Below are 15,027 nucleotides of genomic sequence, written 5' to 3'. Positions count from 1 at the left end.
CGCTTGCCGCTCTGGCAGAATCGCGACGGCCCCCCCGCCGAACCTGCAGGACAAAGCCCGGATGCGCATCCTCGTCATCGAAGACAACCAGGACATCGCCGCGAACCTCGGGGACTATCTCGAGGACCGCGGGCACACGGTGGACTTCGCCGCGGACGGCGTCACCGGCCTGCACCTGGCGGTGGTGCACGACTTCGATGCGATCGTGCTCGACCTCAGCCTGCCGGGCCTCGACGGCCTGGAGGTCTGCCGCAAGCTGCGCAACGAAGCGCGCAAGCAGACGCCGGTGCTGATGCTCACCGCGCGGGACTCGCTCGACAACAAACTCGCCGGCTTCGACTCGGGCGCCGACGACTACCTGATCAAACCCTTCGCGCTGCAGGAAGTGGAAGTGCGCCTCAACGCGCTCGCCCGCCGCGGTCGTGGCGTGCAGACGCGCGTGCTCAATGTCGGCGACCTGGAATACAACCTCGACACGCTCGAAGTGCGCCGCGAAGCCAAGCTGCTGCAACTCAACCCGACCGCGCTCAAGATCCTGCAGGCGCTGATGGAAGCCTCGCCGGCGGTGGTCACGCGCCAGGAACTGGAGACGCGCGTGTGGGGCGAGGAATTGCCCGATTCGGATTCGCTGCGCGTGCACATCCACGGCCTGCGCGCCGTAGTCGACAAGCCCTTCGGCACGCCGCTGATCCAGACCCGCCACGGCATCGGATACCGGATCGCCGCACCCGATGCCAGCGCCTGAGATAACGCGACGCCCGCGCCGTTATCGGCGCCAGCTCCGCAGCCGCATCATCTTGTCGTTCGTCCTGCTCGGGTTCGGGCTGACGGCGCTGTTCGCCTACGCGGTGGACAAGGTGCGCAACCAGGTCGAAGACAAGCTCGTCGTCGACCTGATGAACCGCAACATCGATCTGTACGCGCAGCAGTACGCGCGCGATCCGCAGAACCCGAGCCTGCCGGTCGACCAGATTCGCGCGTTCGCGTTCACGCCCGACAAGTTCGAGAGCGTGCGCCAGAACCAACCGCAATGGTACGAACTGCCCGACGGCATCCACCAGCTCAGCGGCGTCGACGACGACGGGCAGGCGTTCTCCTACAAGCTCGCGGTGCGCAAGACGCCGACGGTCTGGTTCTTCCTCGCCTACGACATGACGCAGACGATGCGCGGCGCGGAGCAATTCAACCGCGGCATCTACGGCGCGGTCGTGGTGTTCACGCTGCTCTCGTTGCTGGTGGGCTGGTGGGCGGCCTCGCGCGTCATGAGCCCGGTGTCGGAACTCGCCAATCGGCTCAAGGGCTCGGGCCGCAGCAGCGAACCGGTGTCGCTGGCCGAACACTTCCCGAACGACGAAGTCGGCCAGCTCGCCTCGGCGCTGGATGACTACGCCGCGCGCCTGACCGAAGTCGTGCAGCGCGACCGCGAATTCAACGCCGACGTGAGCCACGAGTTGCGTACACCGCTCGCGGTGATCCGCGGTGCCACGGAGTTGCTGCTCTCGCGCCCTGAACTCGACGAACGCATGCAGGCGCGCCTGCGCCGCATCCAGCGCGCCGAACAGCAATGCACCGATCTCATCAGCGCGCTGCTGCTGCTGTCGCGCAACGAGCGCGGCCACGGCGCGACCGACGTCAGCAAGGTCGCCGAGCAACTCCTCGACATGCATCGCGCGCAGTTGGGCGGCAAGGCGCTCGTGCTGCGGATGGAAGGGCAGGGCGGCCTGGTCGTCGATGCGCCGGAAGCCGCGGTGGCGGTCGCGCTCGGCAACCTGATCGGCAACGCGGTGAAGTACACGCTGGAAGGCGAGGTCATCGTGCGCATGCGGCCCGATGGCGTCGAAGTGATCGACTCCGGTCCCGGGCTCAGCGCGGAAGAAGCCGCGCGGCTGTTCGAGCGCGGCTATCGCGGCACGCACGCCGAGCATTCGCAGGGCGCGGGCATCGGCTTGTCGATCGTGCGCCGGCTGTGCGCGCTGTACGGATGGGATGTGCGCGTGGTGCCGGGGGAGGTGCAGGGGGTGATTGCGACGCTTCGGTTTGGGGATGTGGTGCGGTAACCCCCCCCCGACGCGCGCCTTGCGCGCGTCACCCCCCTTGCACGGGGGGTATCAGCAGGGACGCTTACGCGTCTACATATTCCAACCAACCGTACTTGTCTTCGGTCTTGCCGTTGAACAGGCCGAAGAAGAGTTCCTGCATGCGGCGCGTCACCGGGCCAGCGCGGCCGATGCCGACCTGGCGGCCGTCGACGGAACGGATCGGCGTGATTTCCGCCGCCGTGCCGCACATGAAGAGCTCGTCGCACAGGTAGAGGTATTCGCGCGGGATGTCGCGCTCGACCACCGGGATGCCGACTTCGCGCGCGAGCGCCATGATCGTGTTGCGCGTGATGCCGTTGAGCAATGCGGCGCTGATCGGCGTGGTGTGCAGCGCGCCGTCGAACACCAGGAACAGGTTTTCGCCCGCGCCTTCGCTCAGCAAACCGGTCGACGCCAGCGCGATGCCTTCGCCGAAACCGAGGCGACGCGCTTCGCGTGCGACCAACTGGCCCGACAGATAATTACCGCCAGCCTTCGCGCCCGCGGGAATCGTGTTGGGAGCGAAACGCTGCCAGCTCGACACGCATGCATCGATGCCTTCTTCGAGCACGCCGTCGCCGAGATACGCGCCCATCTTCCATGCAGCGACCGCGACGTCGGTCGGCGTATCCGCCGAAAGCCCGAAGCCACCGAGGCCGCGGAACGCGACCGGACGCAGGTACGCCTTGCCCAGGTCGTTCTTCTTCAACACTTCGCGGCACGCGGCGTTGATCTGATCGACCGAGTACGGCATCGGCATGTCGTAGATGCGCGCGGAGGCCATCAGGCGACGGTTGTGGTCGGTGAGGCGGAAGATCGCCGGGCCCTTGGGCGTGTCGTACGAACGGATGCCTTCGAACACCGACGAGCCGTAGTGGATCGCGTGCGACATGACATGCGTGGTGGCGTCTGCCCAGGGCTTGATGGCGCCGTTGTGCCAAATCCATTCGGGATAGACCATCGTCATGCCGGCAGCTCGCTTGCGTGGGGAACCGCAATTGTAAGCGGCCGGCGGCCTAGAGGCTCACCCACCAGCAGCCGTAATGGCGCCGCAGGCCCAGCACGGTGCGTGCGGGTGTGATGCTCTGCGGCAGCGTCTGTTCCAGGCGCAGGCCGACCGGCGGGCGGCGGACGGTGGTGCGCGGCACGTCGCCGGCATCGCCCGTGAGGGCGCCCTCGGATTCCGGATCGGCCGAGATCGGCTGGATGTCGAGCAGCGGGCGATGCGCGATCTTGTCCAGGCGCTCCATGATCGACAGGGCCGTGGCATCGGAGACGCCGACCCAGTTGTAGATGCCCGATAGCCGGTTGGCGTCGCCCTGTTCGATCGCGGTGCGGATTTCGAAGACGAGGTCCTGCAGCGTTTGCGTGCAGCCGCCCATGTAGAGGCGATTGCTCTTGGAGACCTCTGCCGCCATGCTGGGGTTGAGCGTCGGCGGCGCCGGCGGTTCGGTTGCGCCGAGTGCTTCGCACTTCTGGTCGGTGTAGAGCGGGCGACCGTCGGGCGAAATGCATTTGCGCACTTGCCCATGCGCCGCGTGCGGCCACAGGCACGCGAGGGCGAACAGGGAAAGCAGGAGCAGCATGCGCATCGCGACAGCCTACCCCCGGCGGCTGGGCCGCGACAGCCTAGAAGCGCACGAACCAGCACCCGCCATTGGGAACTACGTCGAAGTCCTCGATCGTCGCGTGCATTCCGTCGCCGAATTGCAGCTGCATCACGCCGCCCGACGAGACCGGGGCACCGCGACCGGCGTCCGCGGTTTCCATCCAACCGCCGATCTGCGCGTCGTAATACTGCACGTCGACCAGGCTGCGTTTGGTCAGCGCTTGCAGGCGCTTCATCGTCGCATTGGCACTGCGCTGCGACATGCCGACCCAATGGAAACTCTCGGCGATGCGGTTTACGTCGCCTAGTGCGAATGCGCCGCGCAGGTCCATCGCCAACTGCGTCGTCGTGCGCGCGCAGCCGCCCTGGTGGGAGCGACGGCCAATGGCTTCGCGCGCTGCGCGCATCGTGGCGGTGGGTGCGCGGGGTGCATTTCCGTTCGAAATGAAGGCGACTTCCACGCCCGTGTAGCGCGCTTCGGTCGCGCTTTCGCGCACCAGGCGCGTCGCGAGTTCGCCGCGCATCGCCACTGCGCGCGCGCCGATGCTGCGACACGGTTTATCGGTATAGAGCACGTTGCCGTCGGCCGTGATGCATTGCTGCACGGCCGGTGGTGGCGCGGCGCGCGCGACATTCGGCGCGACGGCCGCTGCTGCGCACGCAAGCGCAAGACACATCCCTGTGTTGATCGATCGAAGCATGGCAGCCGTGCCCGCGTGGAAATCCACGCGCAGCATCTGCGTGCCTGCGTCAACGCATCGTTGCTGAACACGCCAAAAAACGGCGCAATCGTCGAAACTCAGTCGAGCAGTTCGATGACGTTCAGCGTCGGCTTCGAGAGATTGAGTGTGTAGAAGTGCAAGGCCGGTGCGCCGCCGTCGATGAGGCGTGAACACAACTGCGCCACGAACTCCGCCGCGAATGCACGGATGCTCTCGCTGTCGTCGCCGTAGGCCTGCATGCGCTTGCCGATCCAGCGCGGAATCTCCGCGCCGCAGCTTTCCGAAAAGCGTCGAAGCTGCGTGAAGTTGGAGATCGGCATGATGCCGGGCACGATCGGAATGGTGATGCCGAGCTTGCGCGCATCGTCGACGAAGCGGAAATACGCATCGGCGTTGTAGAAATACTGCGTGATCGCACCGTCGGCGCCCGCGTCGGCCTTCGCCTTGAAGTGGCGCAGGTCGGCGAACGGATCATCCGCTTGGGGGTGCATTTCCGGATAGCAGCCGACTTCGATGTGGAAGAAGCCGTCGTGCTCGGCGCGGATGAATTCCACCAGGTCCGAGGCGAAGCGGAAGTCGCCCATGCGCGCCATGCCCGAAGGAATGTCGCCGCGCAATGCGACCACGCGCTTGCAACCCAACGCACGGTAGAGCTTGAGCAGCGAGCGCAGTTCCTCGCGCGTGCCGCCCATGCAGGAGATGTGCGGCGCGGCGTTCAACCCGTGCGCTTCGCGCAGGCGTTGCACCGTTTCGGGCGTGTACGACAGCGTCGAACCGCCGGCACCGAAGGTGCACGAGACGTAGTCGGGCGAACGCGTCTTCAACCGGCCCGCGGTGCGGTCCAGTTGCGTGCGTTGCTCGTCGGTCTTGGGCGGGTAGAACTCGAAGGAGATCGGAACGCGCAGGGCCATGTGTGGATCCGTGCCGAGGGTTTGAAACGAAGCGGGCGACCCTTGGGCCGCCCGCTCGCGCGACTCAGTAGCGGTAGTGCTCGGGCTTGAACGGGCCCTGCACCGACACGCCGAGGTAGTCGGCCTGTTCCTGCGTGAGCGTGGTCAGCTTGACGCCGATCTTCTCCAGGTGCAGGCGGGCGACTTCTTCGTCGAGGTGCTTCGGCAGGCGGTACACCGTCTTTTCGTAGGTGTCCTTGTTGGCCCACAGGTCGATCTGCGCCAGCGTCTGGTTCGAGAACGAATTGGACATGACGAAGCTCGGGTGGCCCGTGGCGCAACCCAGGTTCACCAGGCGGCCTTCGGCCAGCAGGAAGATCGCGTTGCCATTGCCGAAGATGTACTTGTCGACCTGCGGCTTGATGTTGATGTGCTGCGCGCCGGAGGCATACAGCGCGTCGACCTGGATCTCGTTGTCGAAGTGGCCGATGTTGCAGACGATCGCCTGGTCCTTCATCGCCTGCATGTGCGCAAGCGTGATGACGTCCTTGTTGCCGGTCGTGGTGACGTAGATGTCGCCGCGGCCGAGCGTGCTTTCGATCGTGTTGACTTCGAAACCTTCCATCGCGGCCTGCAGGGCGCAGATCGGATCGATTTCGGTGACGACCACGCGGGCGCCGTACGCGCGCAGCGAATGCGCCGAACCCTTGCCGACGTCGCCGTAACCGCACACCACCGCGACCTTGCCCGCGAGCATCACGTCCATCGCGCGCTTGAGGCCGTCGGCCAGCGATTCACGGCAGCCGTAGAGGTTGTCGAACTTCGACTTGGTGACCGAGTCGTTGACGTTGATCGCCGGCACCAGCAGCTTGCCCTGTTCGGCGATCTGGTAGAGGCGGTGCACGCCGGTGGTCGTCTCTTCGGAGACGCCCTTCCAATCCTTGACCACGTTGGTCCAGAAGCCGGGGCGCTCCTTGGCCACGCGCTTGAGCAGGTTCTTGATGATCTGCTCTTCGTGCGAACCCGAGGCGGTGTTCACCCAGTCCGAACCCTGTTCGAGCTCGTAACCCTTGTGGATCAGCAGCGTCACGTCGCCGCCGTCGTCGACGACCAGCTCCGGACCCTTGCCGCCCGGGAAGGTCACCGCATCGAGCGTGCAGTCCCAGTATTCCTCGAGCGACTCGCCCTTCCACGCGAACACCGGCGTGCCGGTGGCGGCGATCGCGGCGGCGGCGTGGTCCTGCGTCGAGAAGATGTTGCACGAGGCCCAGCGCACGTCGGCGCCGACGTCCTTCAACGTCTCGATCAGCACGGCGGTCTGGATGGTCATGTGCAGCGAACCGGTCACGCGCACGCCCTTCAGGGGCTTGGCGGCGGCGTGCTTGCGGCGGATGGACATCAGGCCCGGCATCTCGTGCTCGGCGATGTCGATTTCCTTGCGGCCCCAGTCGGCGAGCGAGATGTCGGCGACCTTGTAATCGTGGGCTTGCTTGACTTGCGCGTTCATGGCGTTTGCTCCGTAAATCGAGCGGGCGCCGTTGCTTGGTGCACCCCGTCGAGCCTGGCCGTGCCTATCCACGGTCGCAGCGCCCCTCGACGAAGCAGGACGCGCGGCATCGCGCCGCGCGCCCGATTTTCGTGTCACTTACTTCTTCAGGCCGCCATCCTTGCGCAGCTCGTCGGCCTTGTCCGTCTTCTCCCAGGAGAACGCGGTGGCCTTGTGCTTCTTGCCGTTGCCGTCGACGTACTCGACCTGCGTGGGCTTGCGGCCGAAGTGGCCGTACGAAGCGGTGGCCTGGTACACCGGGTGGATCAGGTCGAGCATCTTGACGATGCCGTACGGGCGCAGGTCGAAGTGCTTGCGGATCAGCTTCTCGATCTTGTCGTCCGAGATCTTGCCGGTGCCGAAGGTGGTGACCGAAATCGACGTCGGCTCGGCCACGCCGATGGCGTAGGAGACCTGCACTTCGCACTTGTCGGCCAGGCCGGCGGCGACGATGTTCTTGGCGACGTAACGCGCGGCGTACGCGGCCGAGCGGTCGACCTTCGAGGGATCCTTGCCCGAGAACGCGCCGCCACCGTGGCGGGCCATGCCGCCGTAGCTGTCGACGATGATCTTGCGGCCGGTCAGGCCGCAGTCGCCCACCGGGCCGCCGATCACGAAGATGCCCGTCGGATTGATGTGCACCTTGTTCTTCGGCAGCTTGTCGAGCCAGTTCTTCGGCAGCACCGGCTTGAGGATGTGCTCGTACACGCCCTCGACCAGGTCCTTCTGCTTGATGCCCGGATCGTGCTGCGTGGACAGGACGACGGCATCGAGGCCGACGATCTTGTTGGCTTCATAGCGCAGCGTGACCTGCGACTTCGCATCGGGGCGCAGCCACGGCAGCTTGGAATTCTTCGCCTTGCGCACCTTGGCCTGCTGTTCGACCAGGCGGTGCGAGTAATAGATCGGGGCCGGCATGAATTCCGGCGCCTCGTTGCAGGCGTAGCCGAACATCAGGCCCTGGTCGCCCGCGCCCTGTTCTTCCGGCTTCTTGCGATCCACGCCCGCGGCGATGTCCGGCGACTGCTTGCCGAGCATGTTGATGATCGCGCAGGTGTGGCCGTCGAAGCCGACGTCGGAGTTGTCGTAGCCGATGTCGTTGATGACCTTGCGCGCGAGCGACTCGATGTCGACCCATGCGCCGGTCGTGACTTCGCCGGCGACGATCGCCGCGCCCGTCTTCACCATCGTTTCGCAGGCCACGCGCGCGCGCTTGTCCTGCGCGAGGATCGCGTCGAGGACGGCGTCGGAGATCTGGTCGGCGATCTTGTCCGGGTGGCCTTCGGACACCGATTCGGAGGTGAAGAGGTAGCTGGAGCTGGTCATCGCTGCGTATATCCTTTAATGCGGATGAAAGGATGAGGGCGCGCATTGTACAGGCGCGCGGACCGGATTGGGGAGTTTGCGCCCCTCCCGCAGTTAAATGAACACCATGCTTTGACGGGAAGGAGACAGGCGGCGGCAGGCTAGGATCGCCGCCATGGATTCCATCACGCATCTTTTCATCGGCGGCGCCATCGCCGCGGCCCTCGCACCGCCCACGCAACGCCGCGCCGCCCTGTTGGCGGGCGCCGCGCTCAACTCCTTGCCCGACATCGATGTCCTGCCGCTGCTGCTCACCGACGACCCTGTCGTTCGACTGACCTGGCATCGCGCGGCGACGCATTCGCTGCTCGTACTGCCGCTTGTGGGATTGCTGCTGTGGGCGTGGTTCCGGTCGCGGGGCGGGCGCGTGGCGGCGGCGCCGATGCGATGGTTCTGGATCATCCAGCTGTGCCTGATCACCCATCCGTTGATCGACGCATGCACCGTCTACGGCACGCAATTGTGGTGGCCGCTGCCGGTGCCGCCGACGATGTGGTCCACGCTCTTCATCATCGATCCGATGCTCACCGTGCCGTTGGTGATCGGGTGCCTGGTTGCGGCCTGGTTCGGCGCGCGGCCGCAGGCGCAGCGCGCGGTGGTGGCGTCGCTCGCGATCGCGGTGGGGTATGTCGGCTGGTCGTTCGTCGCCAAGGCGATGATCGAACGCGAGGCGCAGTCTTCGCTCGCCGCGATCGGGCTGGGCGATGCGCGGCGGTTCTCCGTGCCGATGCCCTTCAATACGTTGCTGTGGCGCGTGGTGGCGATGACGCCGGACGGATTCGTCGAAGGCGAGCGCTCGCTCGTCGCCGACCGCGGGCCGATCCACTTCACGCACTTTCCCTCCGACACGGGCGCGCTGGATGCGGTGCGCGATGCACCGCAGGTCGCGCGGCTGTTGTGGTTCAACCATCACTTCGCGAAGGCGCAGGTGCGCGACGGCAAGCTCGTGCTCAGCGATCTGCGGATGGGCTCGGAGCCCGATTACAGCTTTCGCTTCGCCATCGCGAAGCTCGACGGGGATGAGTGGCGCGCGATTCCCGCACAACAGATGAAGTGGCCGTGGGAAGCCTCGCGGCGCCTGGGCACGATGTGGACGCGCATCTGGCGTGCGCCGCCGACGACCGCGTCGGCGCCGGCGCATGTGCAGGGCAGCGACTGACGCTGCGCGTAAGAGCGTTCGCGTTGTCGACGGGATGGATCGTGCAGACATCGGATGCACGCGTTGCGCATGCTCGCGCCGTGGTCGACGTCAGTGTGCAGCCGCCCGTCGTGAGACGCGCCGACGAACACATTCCCCTGCAAAGACCTGTGACTCCGTAGTTTCGGACGTCGCGCACGACGCCAACCACTTCTCCCTCCCCTGCGAAGGCAGGGGAGGGCCGGGGAGGGGTTTCATCGGGTGGAGGCGTCGCTAGGCGGCCACGAGCCAACGGGCGGAATCACCTGCAATCAACGCATCAAAGTAATCACGCGTCAGCGCCACCTGCATCTCCGCGCTTTCCGCGCGGTTCACCACGTGGCGGAAGGCGTGGTTTTCCGGACGGTCCTTCGCATACCAACCCAGGTGCTTGCGTGCGATGCGCACGCCGGAGAGTTCGCCGTAGAAGGCGTGCAGCGCTTCCAAGTGGCCGAGCAGCACGTCGCGCACTTCGACGAGCGAAGGCGGCGGCAGCGTTTCGCCCGTTGCCAGGTAGTGCGCGATCTCGCGGAAGATCCACGGCCGGCCTTGCGCCGCGCGGCCCACCATCACCGCATCGCATCCGGTTTGCGCGAGCACGAAGGCGGCTTTCTCCGGCGAATCGACGTCGCCGTTGGCGACCACCGGGATCGACAGCATCGCCTTGATTTCGCCGATCGTGTCGTACTCGGCCACGCCACCGTATTGCTGGTCGCGCGTGCGGCCGTGCACCGCGAGCGCGGCGATGCCGCTCTCCTGCGCGATGCGCGCGATCACCGGCGCATTGCGCTGGTCCGCGGCCCAGCCTGTGCGGATCTTCAGCGTGACCGGCACGTCGACGGCCTTCACCACGGCTTCGAGGATGCGCGCGACCAAACCTTCATCGCGCATCAACGCCGAGCCCGCCCACGCGCTGCAGACCTTTTTCGCCGGGCAGCCCATGTTGATGTCGACGATCTGCGCGCCGTGGTCGACGTTGTAGCGCGCGGCATCGGCCATCACCTCCGGCACCGTGCCGGCGATCTGCACGCTGATGGGCGCGGGTTCACCGTCGTGGTCCATGCGGTGCACGGACTTGCTGGTCTTCCAGAAGCGCGGATCGGACGTGGTCATCTCCGACACGCACAGGCCCGCGCCGAGCTGCTTGCACAACACCCGGAACGGCTTGTCGGTCACGCCCGCCATGGGGGCGAGGATGACCTTGGGGGTCAGGAGGTGCGGGCCGATTTGCATGGGGGGATTGTACTTCTGCCTCGCGTCATCCCCCTCGAATGCGCGTTGCGCATTCGATCCCCCTTGGAAGGGGGATGAAGGCCGCGGGTGGGTCAGAGGACGGCGGCCACTGACTGTTCGTCGACGTTCGGAATGATTTCGGCCTGGCCCGTGCCGCGCCAGAGGATGAAGCGCAGCCCGCCCGCGGCGGCCTTCTTGTCCAGGCGCATGCGTGCGACGAGGGCGGGGGACGACAAGCCCGCGGGCACCGCGACCGGCAAGCCGAAACGCGTCAGCAGACTTTCCAGGTGCGTCGCGTCCGCATCGCTCGCCAGGCCCAGGCGTGCAGACAAACGCGCGGCGCACACCATGCCGACCGCGACCGCTTCGCCGTGATTCAAGCCGCCATAGCCCTGCTCACTCTCGATCGCATGCGCGAACGTGTGCCCGAAATTGAGCAGCGCGCGCTCCCCGCGTTCGAACGGATCCCGCGCGACGATCTCCGCCTTGTGCGCACAACTGCGCGCGATGGCCTCGGCCAGCGCATCGGCATCGCGCGCGAGCAAGTCTTCCGAATGCGCGTCGAGCCATTCCAGGAAGCCTGCATCCCGGATCGCGCCGTACTTCACCACCTCGGCCAGGCCCGCGCGCAGTTCGCGATCGGGGAGCGTCTGCAGCGTCGCCGTATCGGCGAACACCGCGCGCGGCGGATGGAACGCGCCGACGAGATTCTTGCCCTGCGGCATGTCGACGGCCGTCTTGCCGCCGACCGACGAATCGACCATCGCGAGCAAGGTCGTCGGCAATTGCACGCAATCGATGCCGCGCATCCAGCATGCGGCGACGAAGCCCGCCAGATCGCCGACCACGCCGCCGCCGAGCGCGACCACGCACGCATCGCGCGTGGCGCCGAAGTCGGCCAGCTCGCGCACGAGTTCGCCGAAACGCTCCAGCGTCTTCGCCGATTCACCGGCGGGGATGCACGACACGATGCAACGCAGATCGGGTCGCGCGGCCTGCAGCGCATCGACCACGCGCAGCGCATACAAGGGCGCGACATGCGCATCGCTCACGACGAAGACATGCCGCCCGCGCACGTGTTCGGCAAGCGCGGCGCCATCGCGCAGCAAGCCGTCGCCGATCGCGATGCGATAGGGCTGCGCGCCGCCGACATCGACGTGCCGCACGCCGCTCATGCCGCGGCCTCGCTGCGCTGCCACTTTGCGTCGACCAGGCGCGCGAGTTGCAGCGCCGCCTCGTGCGCGCTCATTCCGTCGGTCGAAAAGCGCAGGTCGGCGACATCGGCGTACAAGGCCGCGCGCTCCTCGGCGAGCGTGCGCAAGACCGCTTCGCGATCGGGGCGTTGCAGCAACGGTCGCGTGCGATCGCGCGCCAGCCGCTCGAGTTGGCCTTCGACCGAAATGTCGAGATGGACGACGAACGCGCCTTCACGCAGCAGCCGGCGATTGTCTTCCGCCAGCACCACGCCACCGCCGGTTGCGATCACGCCGGCGGGCGAATGCAGCACTTCGGCGAGCATCTCGCGTTCGCGCGCACGGAACCCGGCTTCGCCCTCGAGATCGAAGATCGTCGTCACTTTCGTCCCCGCGTGGGCTTCGATGGCCGAGTCCATGTCCGTGAAGGGCAGGCCCAGGCGCTCGGCGAGGCGGCGGCCGATCGAGGACTTGCCGGCCCCCATGGGGCCGATCAGGATCAGGTGCGGGGCGGGATTCATGCCGCCGATCTTAATGCGCGAGAATGCAGCCATGCGCGCCGACCTCCCCACCGACGTTCTTGCCACCTTCGACCACCTGTTCGCGCAAGCCGCGGCGGCGGGCGAACCCGACCCCACCGCCATGGTCGTCGCGACCGCCGATGCGCAGGGCCGCCCCTCGGCGCGCACCGTGCTGCTGAAGGCGCACGACGCGCGCGGCTTCGTCTTCTACACGCACCTGGACGGCCGCAAGGGCCGCGAGCTGCAGGGCAATCCGCAGGCCGCGCTGCTGTTCCACTGGCCGCGCGTGATGCTCGGCGTGCAGGTGCGGATCGAGGGCGAGGTCGAGATCGTCGACGACGCCGAAGCCGATGCGTATTTCGCTTCGCGCCCGCGCGGCAGCCAGTTGGGTGCGTGGGCCTCCGATCAATCGGAAACGCTGGCTTCGAAGGAAACCTTCGAAACCCGCCTGGCCGACGTCGAGCGCCGATTCGAAGGCCAGTCCGTGCCGCGCCCGCCGCGATGGAGCGGGTTCCGCATCGTGCCGCGCGCCGTGGAGTTCTGGTACGGCGCGCAGTTCCGCCTGCACGAGCGTCACCTGCACGAACGCGGCGACGACGGCACGTGGTCGACGCGCATGCTGTTTCCCTGATGCCGCCGTCCCGCATCGTCTGCCTCACCGAGGAACCGACCGAAACGCTGTACGCGCTCGGTGAGCAGGACCGCATCGTCGGCATCAGCGGGTTCACCGTGCGGCCGACCGCCGCGCGACGCGACAAGCCGAAGGTCAGCGCGTTCACCAGCGCGAAGATCGACGCGATCCTTGCGCTCAAACCGGATTTCGCGATCGGGTTTTCCGACATCCAGGCCGACATCGCGGCCGAGCTCATCCGCCATGGCGTCGAGGTGTGGATCTCGAACCATCGTAGCGTCGAGGGCATCCTCGATTACATCCGCCGTCTCGGTGCGATGGTTGGCGCGGCCGCGCGCGCGGAGGCTTATGCAGATTCATTACAGCGCCGACTCGATGCGATCGCAGCGGACGCGGCGAAACTCGATCGCCGCCCGCGCGTCTATTTCGAAGAATGGGACGAGCCGCCGATCACCGGCATCCGCTGGGTCGCCGAACTCGTGCGCATCGCCGGCGGCGACGACATCTTTCCCGAGCGCGCGATGGAATCGCTCGCGAAACAACGCATCCTGGAAGACAGCGACGAAGTGATCCGCCGCGCGCCCGACATCATCCTGGGGTCGTGGTGCGGCAAGCGCTTCCGCCCCGAACGCGTCGCCGCGCGCCCCGGCTGGGACGCGATTCCCGCCGTGCGCGACGGGCAACTGCATGAAGTGAAGTCGCCGATCATCCTGCAACCGGGGCCGGCGGCGTTGACCGACGGCGTCGACGCGATCGCGCGCATCGTGCGCGCGTGGGCTACTTCGCCACTTCGCGCGTAAAGGTGAGCGTGCGCGTCTGCGCACCGACCGGCGTGACCTGTACGGTGAACTGCAGCGTGTCGGGCGGGGTGATCGAGAAGGTGCCGACGTTGTCGAGCAAGCCGTCGCCGGTGCGCAACTCGCGCATCGGGATTTCGATCTTGCGGCCCTGCAGATCGCGCGCGGTGGCCGAGACTTTCGCCGGCACCGCGACGTCGCGGCCTTCTTCGCCCTGGCGCGTGGTGACCAACAGCATCCACGTTTGTTCGCCGCGCGGGATGCCGTAGGTCCGCGTCACTTTTTCGGGCAGCGCGAGCGTGTTCACCGCGGTGGCGTGGATGTGGAGATCGCCATCGTGCAGATCGGCGGGCGGCGGCGCCGCTTGCGCGGGCACGGGCGTCGAGCCGCCACCGCAGGCCGCGAGGACGCCGGCGACGAGCAACACGGCAGCGCGTTCAATCGTTCGCATCGGACAACTCCTTGCCGCGCACGGCGGCGGCGTGCACGGCGCGGTGCACGAGATCGCGGAAGCCTCCGGCTTCGAAGGTTTCGATCGCGGCATGCGTGGTGCCGTTGGGCGAGGTCACGCGCGCGCGCAATTCCGCTGCGCCCACGTCGCTTTCGACCAGCATGCGTCCGGCGCCGAGGATCGTCTGGAATGCGAGCACGCGCGCCGCTTCGGGCGACAGGCCTTCGGCTTCGCCCGCGGCCTGCATCGCTTCGGCGAGCAGGAACACGTAGGCCGGGCCGCTGCCGGACACGGCCGTGACCGCATCCATGCGCGCTTCGTCATCGATCCACACCGTGCGGCCGGCCGCGCCGAGCAACTGTTGCGTGCGCTCGCGCTGTTGCGCATCGACCAGTGCATTGGCGAACAGGCCGGTGACGCCCGCGCCGAGCAACGCCGGCGTGTTCGGCATCGTGCGCACGATGGGCAAGCCGCCGCCGAGCCAACGATCGAGCTGCGCGGTTGTGATGCCGGCGGCGATGGAGACGATCAGCGGGCGCGTGCGTCGCGCGATGGGCGCGAGCGCCTCGCACACTTCGCGCAACACCTGCGGTTTGACGCCGAGCACCCACATGCCGGCGGCGTTCGCGATGGGGGCGTTGTCCGCGGCGACGTGTACGCCGAAGTCCCGCGCGAGCGCGTCGCGCAGGGCATCGACCGGTTCGGCCACGTGGATCGCGGAAGCGGGCACGCGGGCGGGCACGAGGCCGCCGATCAGGCTGCGCGCCATGTTGCCGCCGCCGATGAATGCGATGGGGTCGTTCATCGCCGAAGT

16 protein-coding genes and 1 riboswitch are annotated in these 15,027 nt (G+C 67.1%); of the genes, 5 read left to right on the top strand and 11 right to left on the bottom strand.

Annotated features, from left to right (window positions below; all coding sequences use genetic code 11):
- Positions 1-61 precede the first annotated feature (61 nt).
- On the top strand, positions 62-745 hold the full coding sequence (locus GN331_RS15735) for a response regulator transcription factor (RefSeq protein ID WP_156643252.1): 684 nt from the start codon (positions 62-64) through the stop codon (positions 743-745).
- Positions 732-2,057: a sensor histidine kinase gene (locus GN331_RS15730; RefSeq protein WP_156643251.1), complete on the top strand. Its 1,326-nt coding sequence runs from the start codon at positions 732-734 to the stop codon at positions 2,055-2,057. The genes GN331_RS15735 and GN331_RS15730 overlap by 14 nt, the downstream gene beginning before the upstream one ends.
- Before the next feature lie 64 nt (positions 2,058-2,121).
- On the opposite strand, the gene GN331_RS15725 is transcribed toward GN331_RS15730, so the two are convergent.
- From GN331_RS15725 to metK, 6 genes are all read right to left on the bottom strand, one after another.
- The gene (locus tag GN331_RS15725) at positions 2,122-3,045 is read right to left on the bottom strand and encodes a branched-chain amino acid transaminase (protein WP_156643250.1); all 924 of its coding nucleotides are present in this window, start codon (positions 3,043-3,045) and stop codon (positions 2,122-2,124) included.
- A gap of 49 nt (positions 3,046-3,094) precedes the next feature.
- Positions 3,095-3,670: a hypothetical protein gene (locus GN331_RS15720; protein ID WP_156643249.1), complete on the bottom strand. Its 576-nt coding sequence runs from the start codon at positions 3,668-3,670 to the stop codon at positions 3,095-3,097.
- Between the two features lie 37 nt (positions 3,671-3,707).
- On the bottom strand, positions 3,708-4,364 hold the full coding sequence (locus GN331_RS15715) for a hypothetical protein (protein ID WP_156643248.1): 657 nt from the start codon (positions 4,362-4,364) through the stop codon (positions 3,708-3,710).
- 122 nt (positions 4,365-4,486) lie between these two features.
- Positions 4,487-5,320, bottom strand: a complete 834-nt coding sequence (gene metF, locus GN331_RS15710; RefSeq protein ID WP_156643247.1) for a methylenetetrahydrofolate reductase [NAD(P)H] — start codon at positions 5,318-5,320, stop codon at positions 4,487-4,489.
- A 64-nt stretch (positions 5,321-5,384) separates the two neighbouring features.
- A complete protein-coding gene (ahcY, locus tag GN331_RS15705) occupies positions 5,385-6,806 on the bottom strand; it encodes an adenosylhomocysteinase (RefSeq protein ID WP_156643246.1) in 1,422 nt (473 codons plus the stop codon).
- A gap of 16 nt (positions 6,807-6,822) precedes the next feature.
- Positions 6,823-6,900, bottom strand: a riboswitch (S-adenosyl-L-homocysteine riboswitch).
- Between the two features lie 44 nt (positions 6,901-6,944).
- Positions 6,945-8,171 (bottom strand): methionine adenosyltransferase, encoded by a 1,227-nt coding sequence (metK, locus tag GN331_RS15700; RefSeq protein ID WP_156643245.1) that lies wholly within the window; start codon positions 8,169-8,171, stop codon positions 6,945-6,947.
- Between the two features lie 154 nt (positions 8,172-8,325).
- On the opposite strand from metK, the gene GN331_RS15695 reads away from it, so the two are divergent.
- Positions 8,326-9,369, top strand: coding sequence for a metal-dependent hydrolase (locus tag GN331_RS15695; RefSeq protein ID WP_156643244.1), 1,044 nt, complete (start codon positions 8,326-8,328; stop codon positions 9,367-9,369).
- A 252-nt stretch (positions 9,370-9,621) separates the two neighbouring features.
- Here GN331_RS15695 and dusB read toward each other — a convergent pair whose 3' ends face one another.
- The 3 genes from dusB to GN331_RS15680 all read right to left on the bottom strand — a co-directional run bounded on the left by dusB (position 9,622) and on the right by GN331_RS15680 (position 12,334).
- Positions 9,622-10,620, bottom strand: a complete 999-nt coding sequence (dusB, locus tag GN331_RS15690) for a tRNA dihydrouridine synthase DusB (protein ID WP_156643243.1) — start codon at positions 10,618-10,620, stop codon at positions 9,622-9,624.
- 92 nt (positions 10,621-10,712) lie between these two features.
- A complete protein-coding gene (aroB, locus tag GN331_RS15685) occupies positions 10,713-11,795 on the bottom strand; it encodes a 3-dehydroquinate synthase (protein WP_156643242.1) in 1,083 nt (360 codons plus the stop codon).
- Positions 11,792-12,334 (bottom strand): shikimate kinase, encoded by a 543-nt coding sequence (locus GN331_RS15680; RefSeq protein ID WP_156643376.1) that lies wholly within the window; start codon positions 12,332-12,334, stop codon positions 11,792-11,794. Before GN331_RS15680 ends, aroB begins: the two co-directional genes overlap by 4 nt.
- Before the next feature lie 31 nt (positions 12,335-12,365).
- Between GN331_RS15680 and pdxH the strand changes: the two genes are divergently transcribed.
- A complete protein-coding gene (pdxH, locus tag GN331_RS15675) occupies positions 12,366-12,965 on the top strand; it encodes a pyridoxamine 5'-phosphate oxidase (RefSeq protein WP_156643241.1) in 600 nt (199 codons plus the stop codon).
- A complete protein-coding gene (locus tag GN331_RS15670; RefSeq protein WP_156643240.1) occupies positions 12,965-13,765 on the top strand; it encodes a cobalamin-binding protein in 801 nt (266 codons plus the stop codon). The genes pdxH and GN331_RS15670 overlap by 1 nt, the downstream gene beginning before the upstream one ends.
- Here the strand turns inward: GN331_RS15670 and GN331_RS15665 are convergent.
- Positions 13,743-14,213 (bottom strand): DUF4426 domain-containing protein, encoded by a 471-nt coding sequence (locus tag GN331_RS15665; protein WP_197427189.1) that lies wholly within the window; start codon positions 14,211-14,213, stop codon positions 13,743-13,745. The genes GN331_RS15670 and GN331_RS15665 overlap by 23 nt on opposite strands.
- The gene (proC, locus tag GN331_RS15660; protein WP_156643238.1) at positions 14,200-15,018 is read right to left on the bottom strand and encodes a pyrroline-5-carboxylate reductase; all 819 of its coding nucleotides are present in this window, start codon (positions 15,016-15,018) and stop codon (positions 14,200-14,202) included. The genes GN331_RS15665 and proC overlap by 14 nt, the downstream gene beginning before the upstream one ends.
- Positions 15,019-15,027: the final 9 nt, after the last annotated feature.

The organism is Noviluteimonas gilva (assembly GCF_009740395.1).
GTDB classification, from domain to species: Bacteria; Pseudomonadota; Gammaproteobacteria; order Xanthomonadales; family Xanthomonadaceae; genus Noviluteimonas; species Noviluteimonas gilva.
The sequence above is the reverse complement of the archived record's forward strand: the minus strand, read 5'-3'. Positions and strand labels throughout refer to the sequence as shown.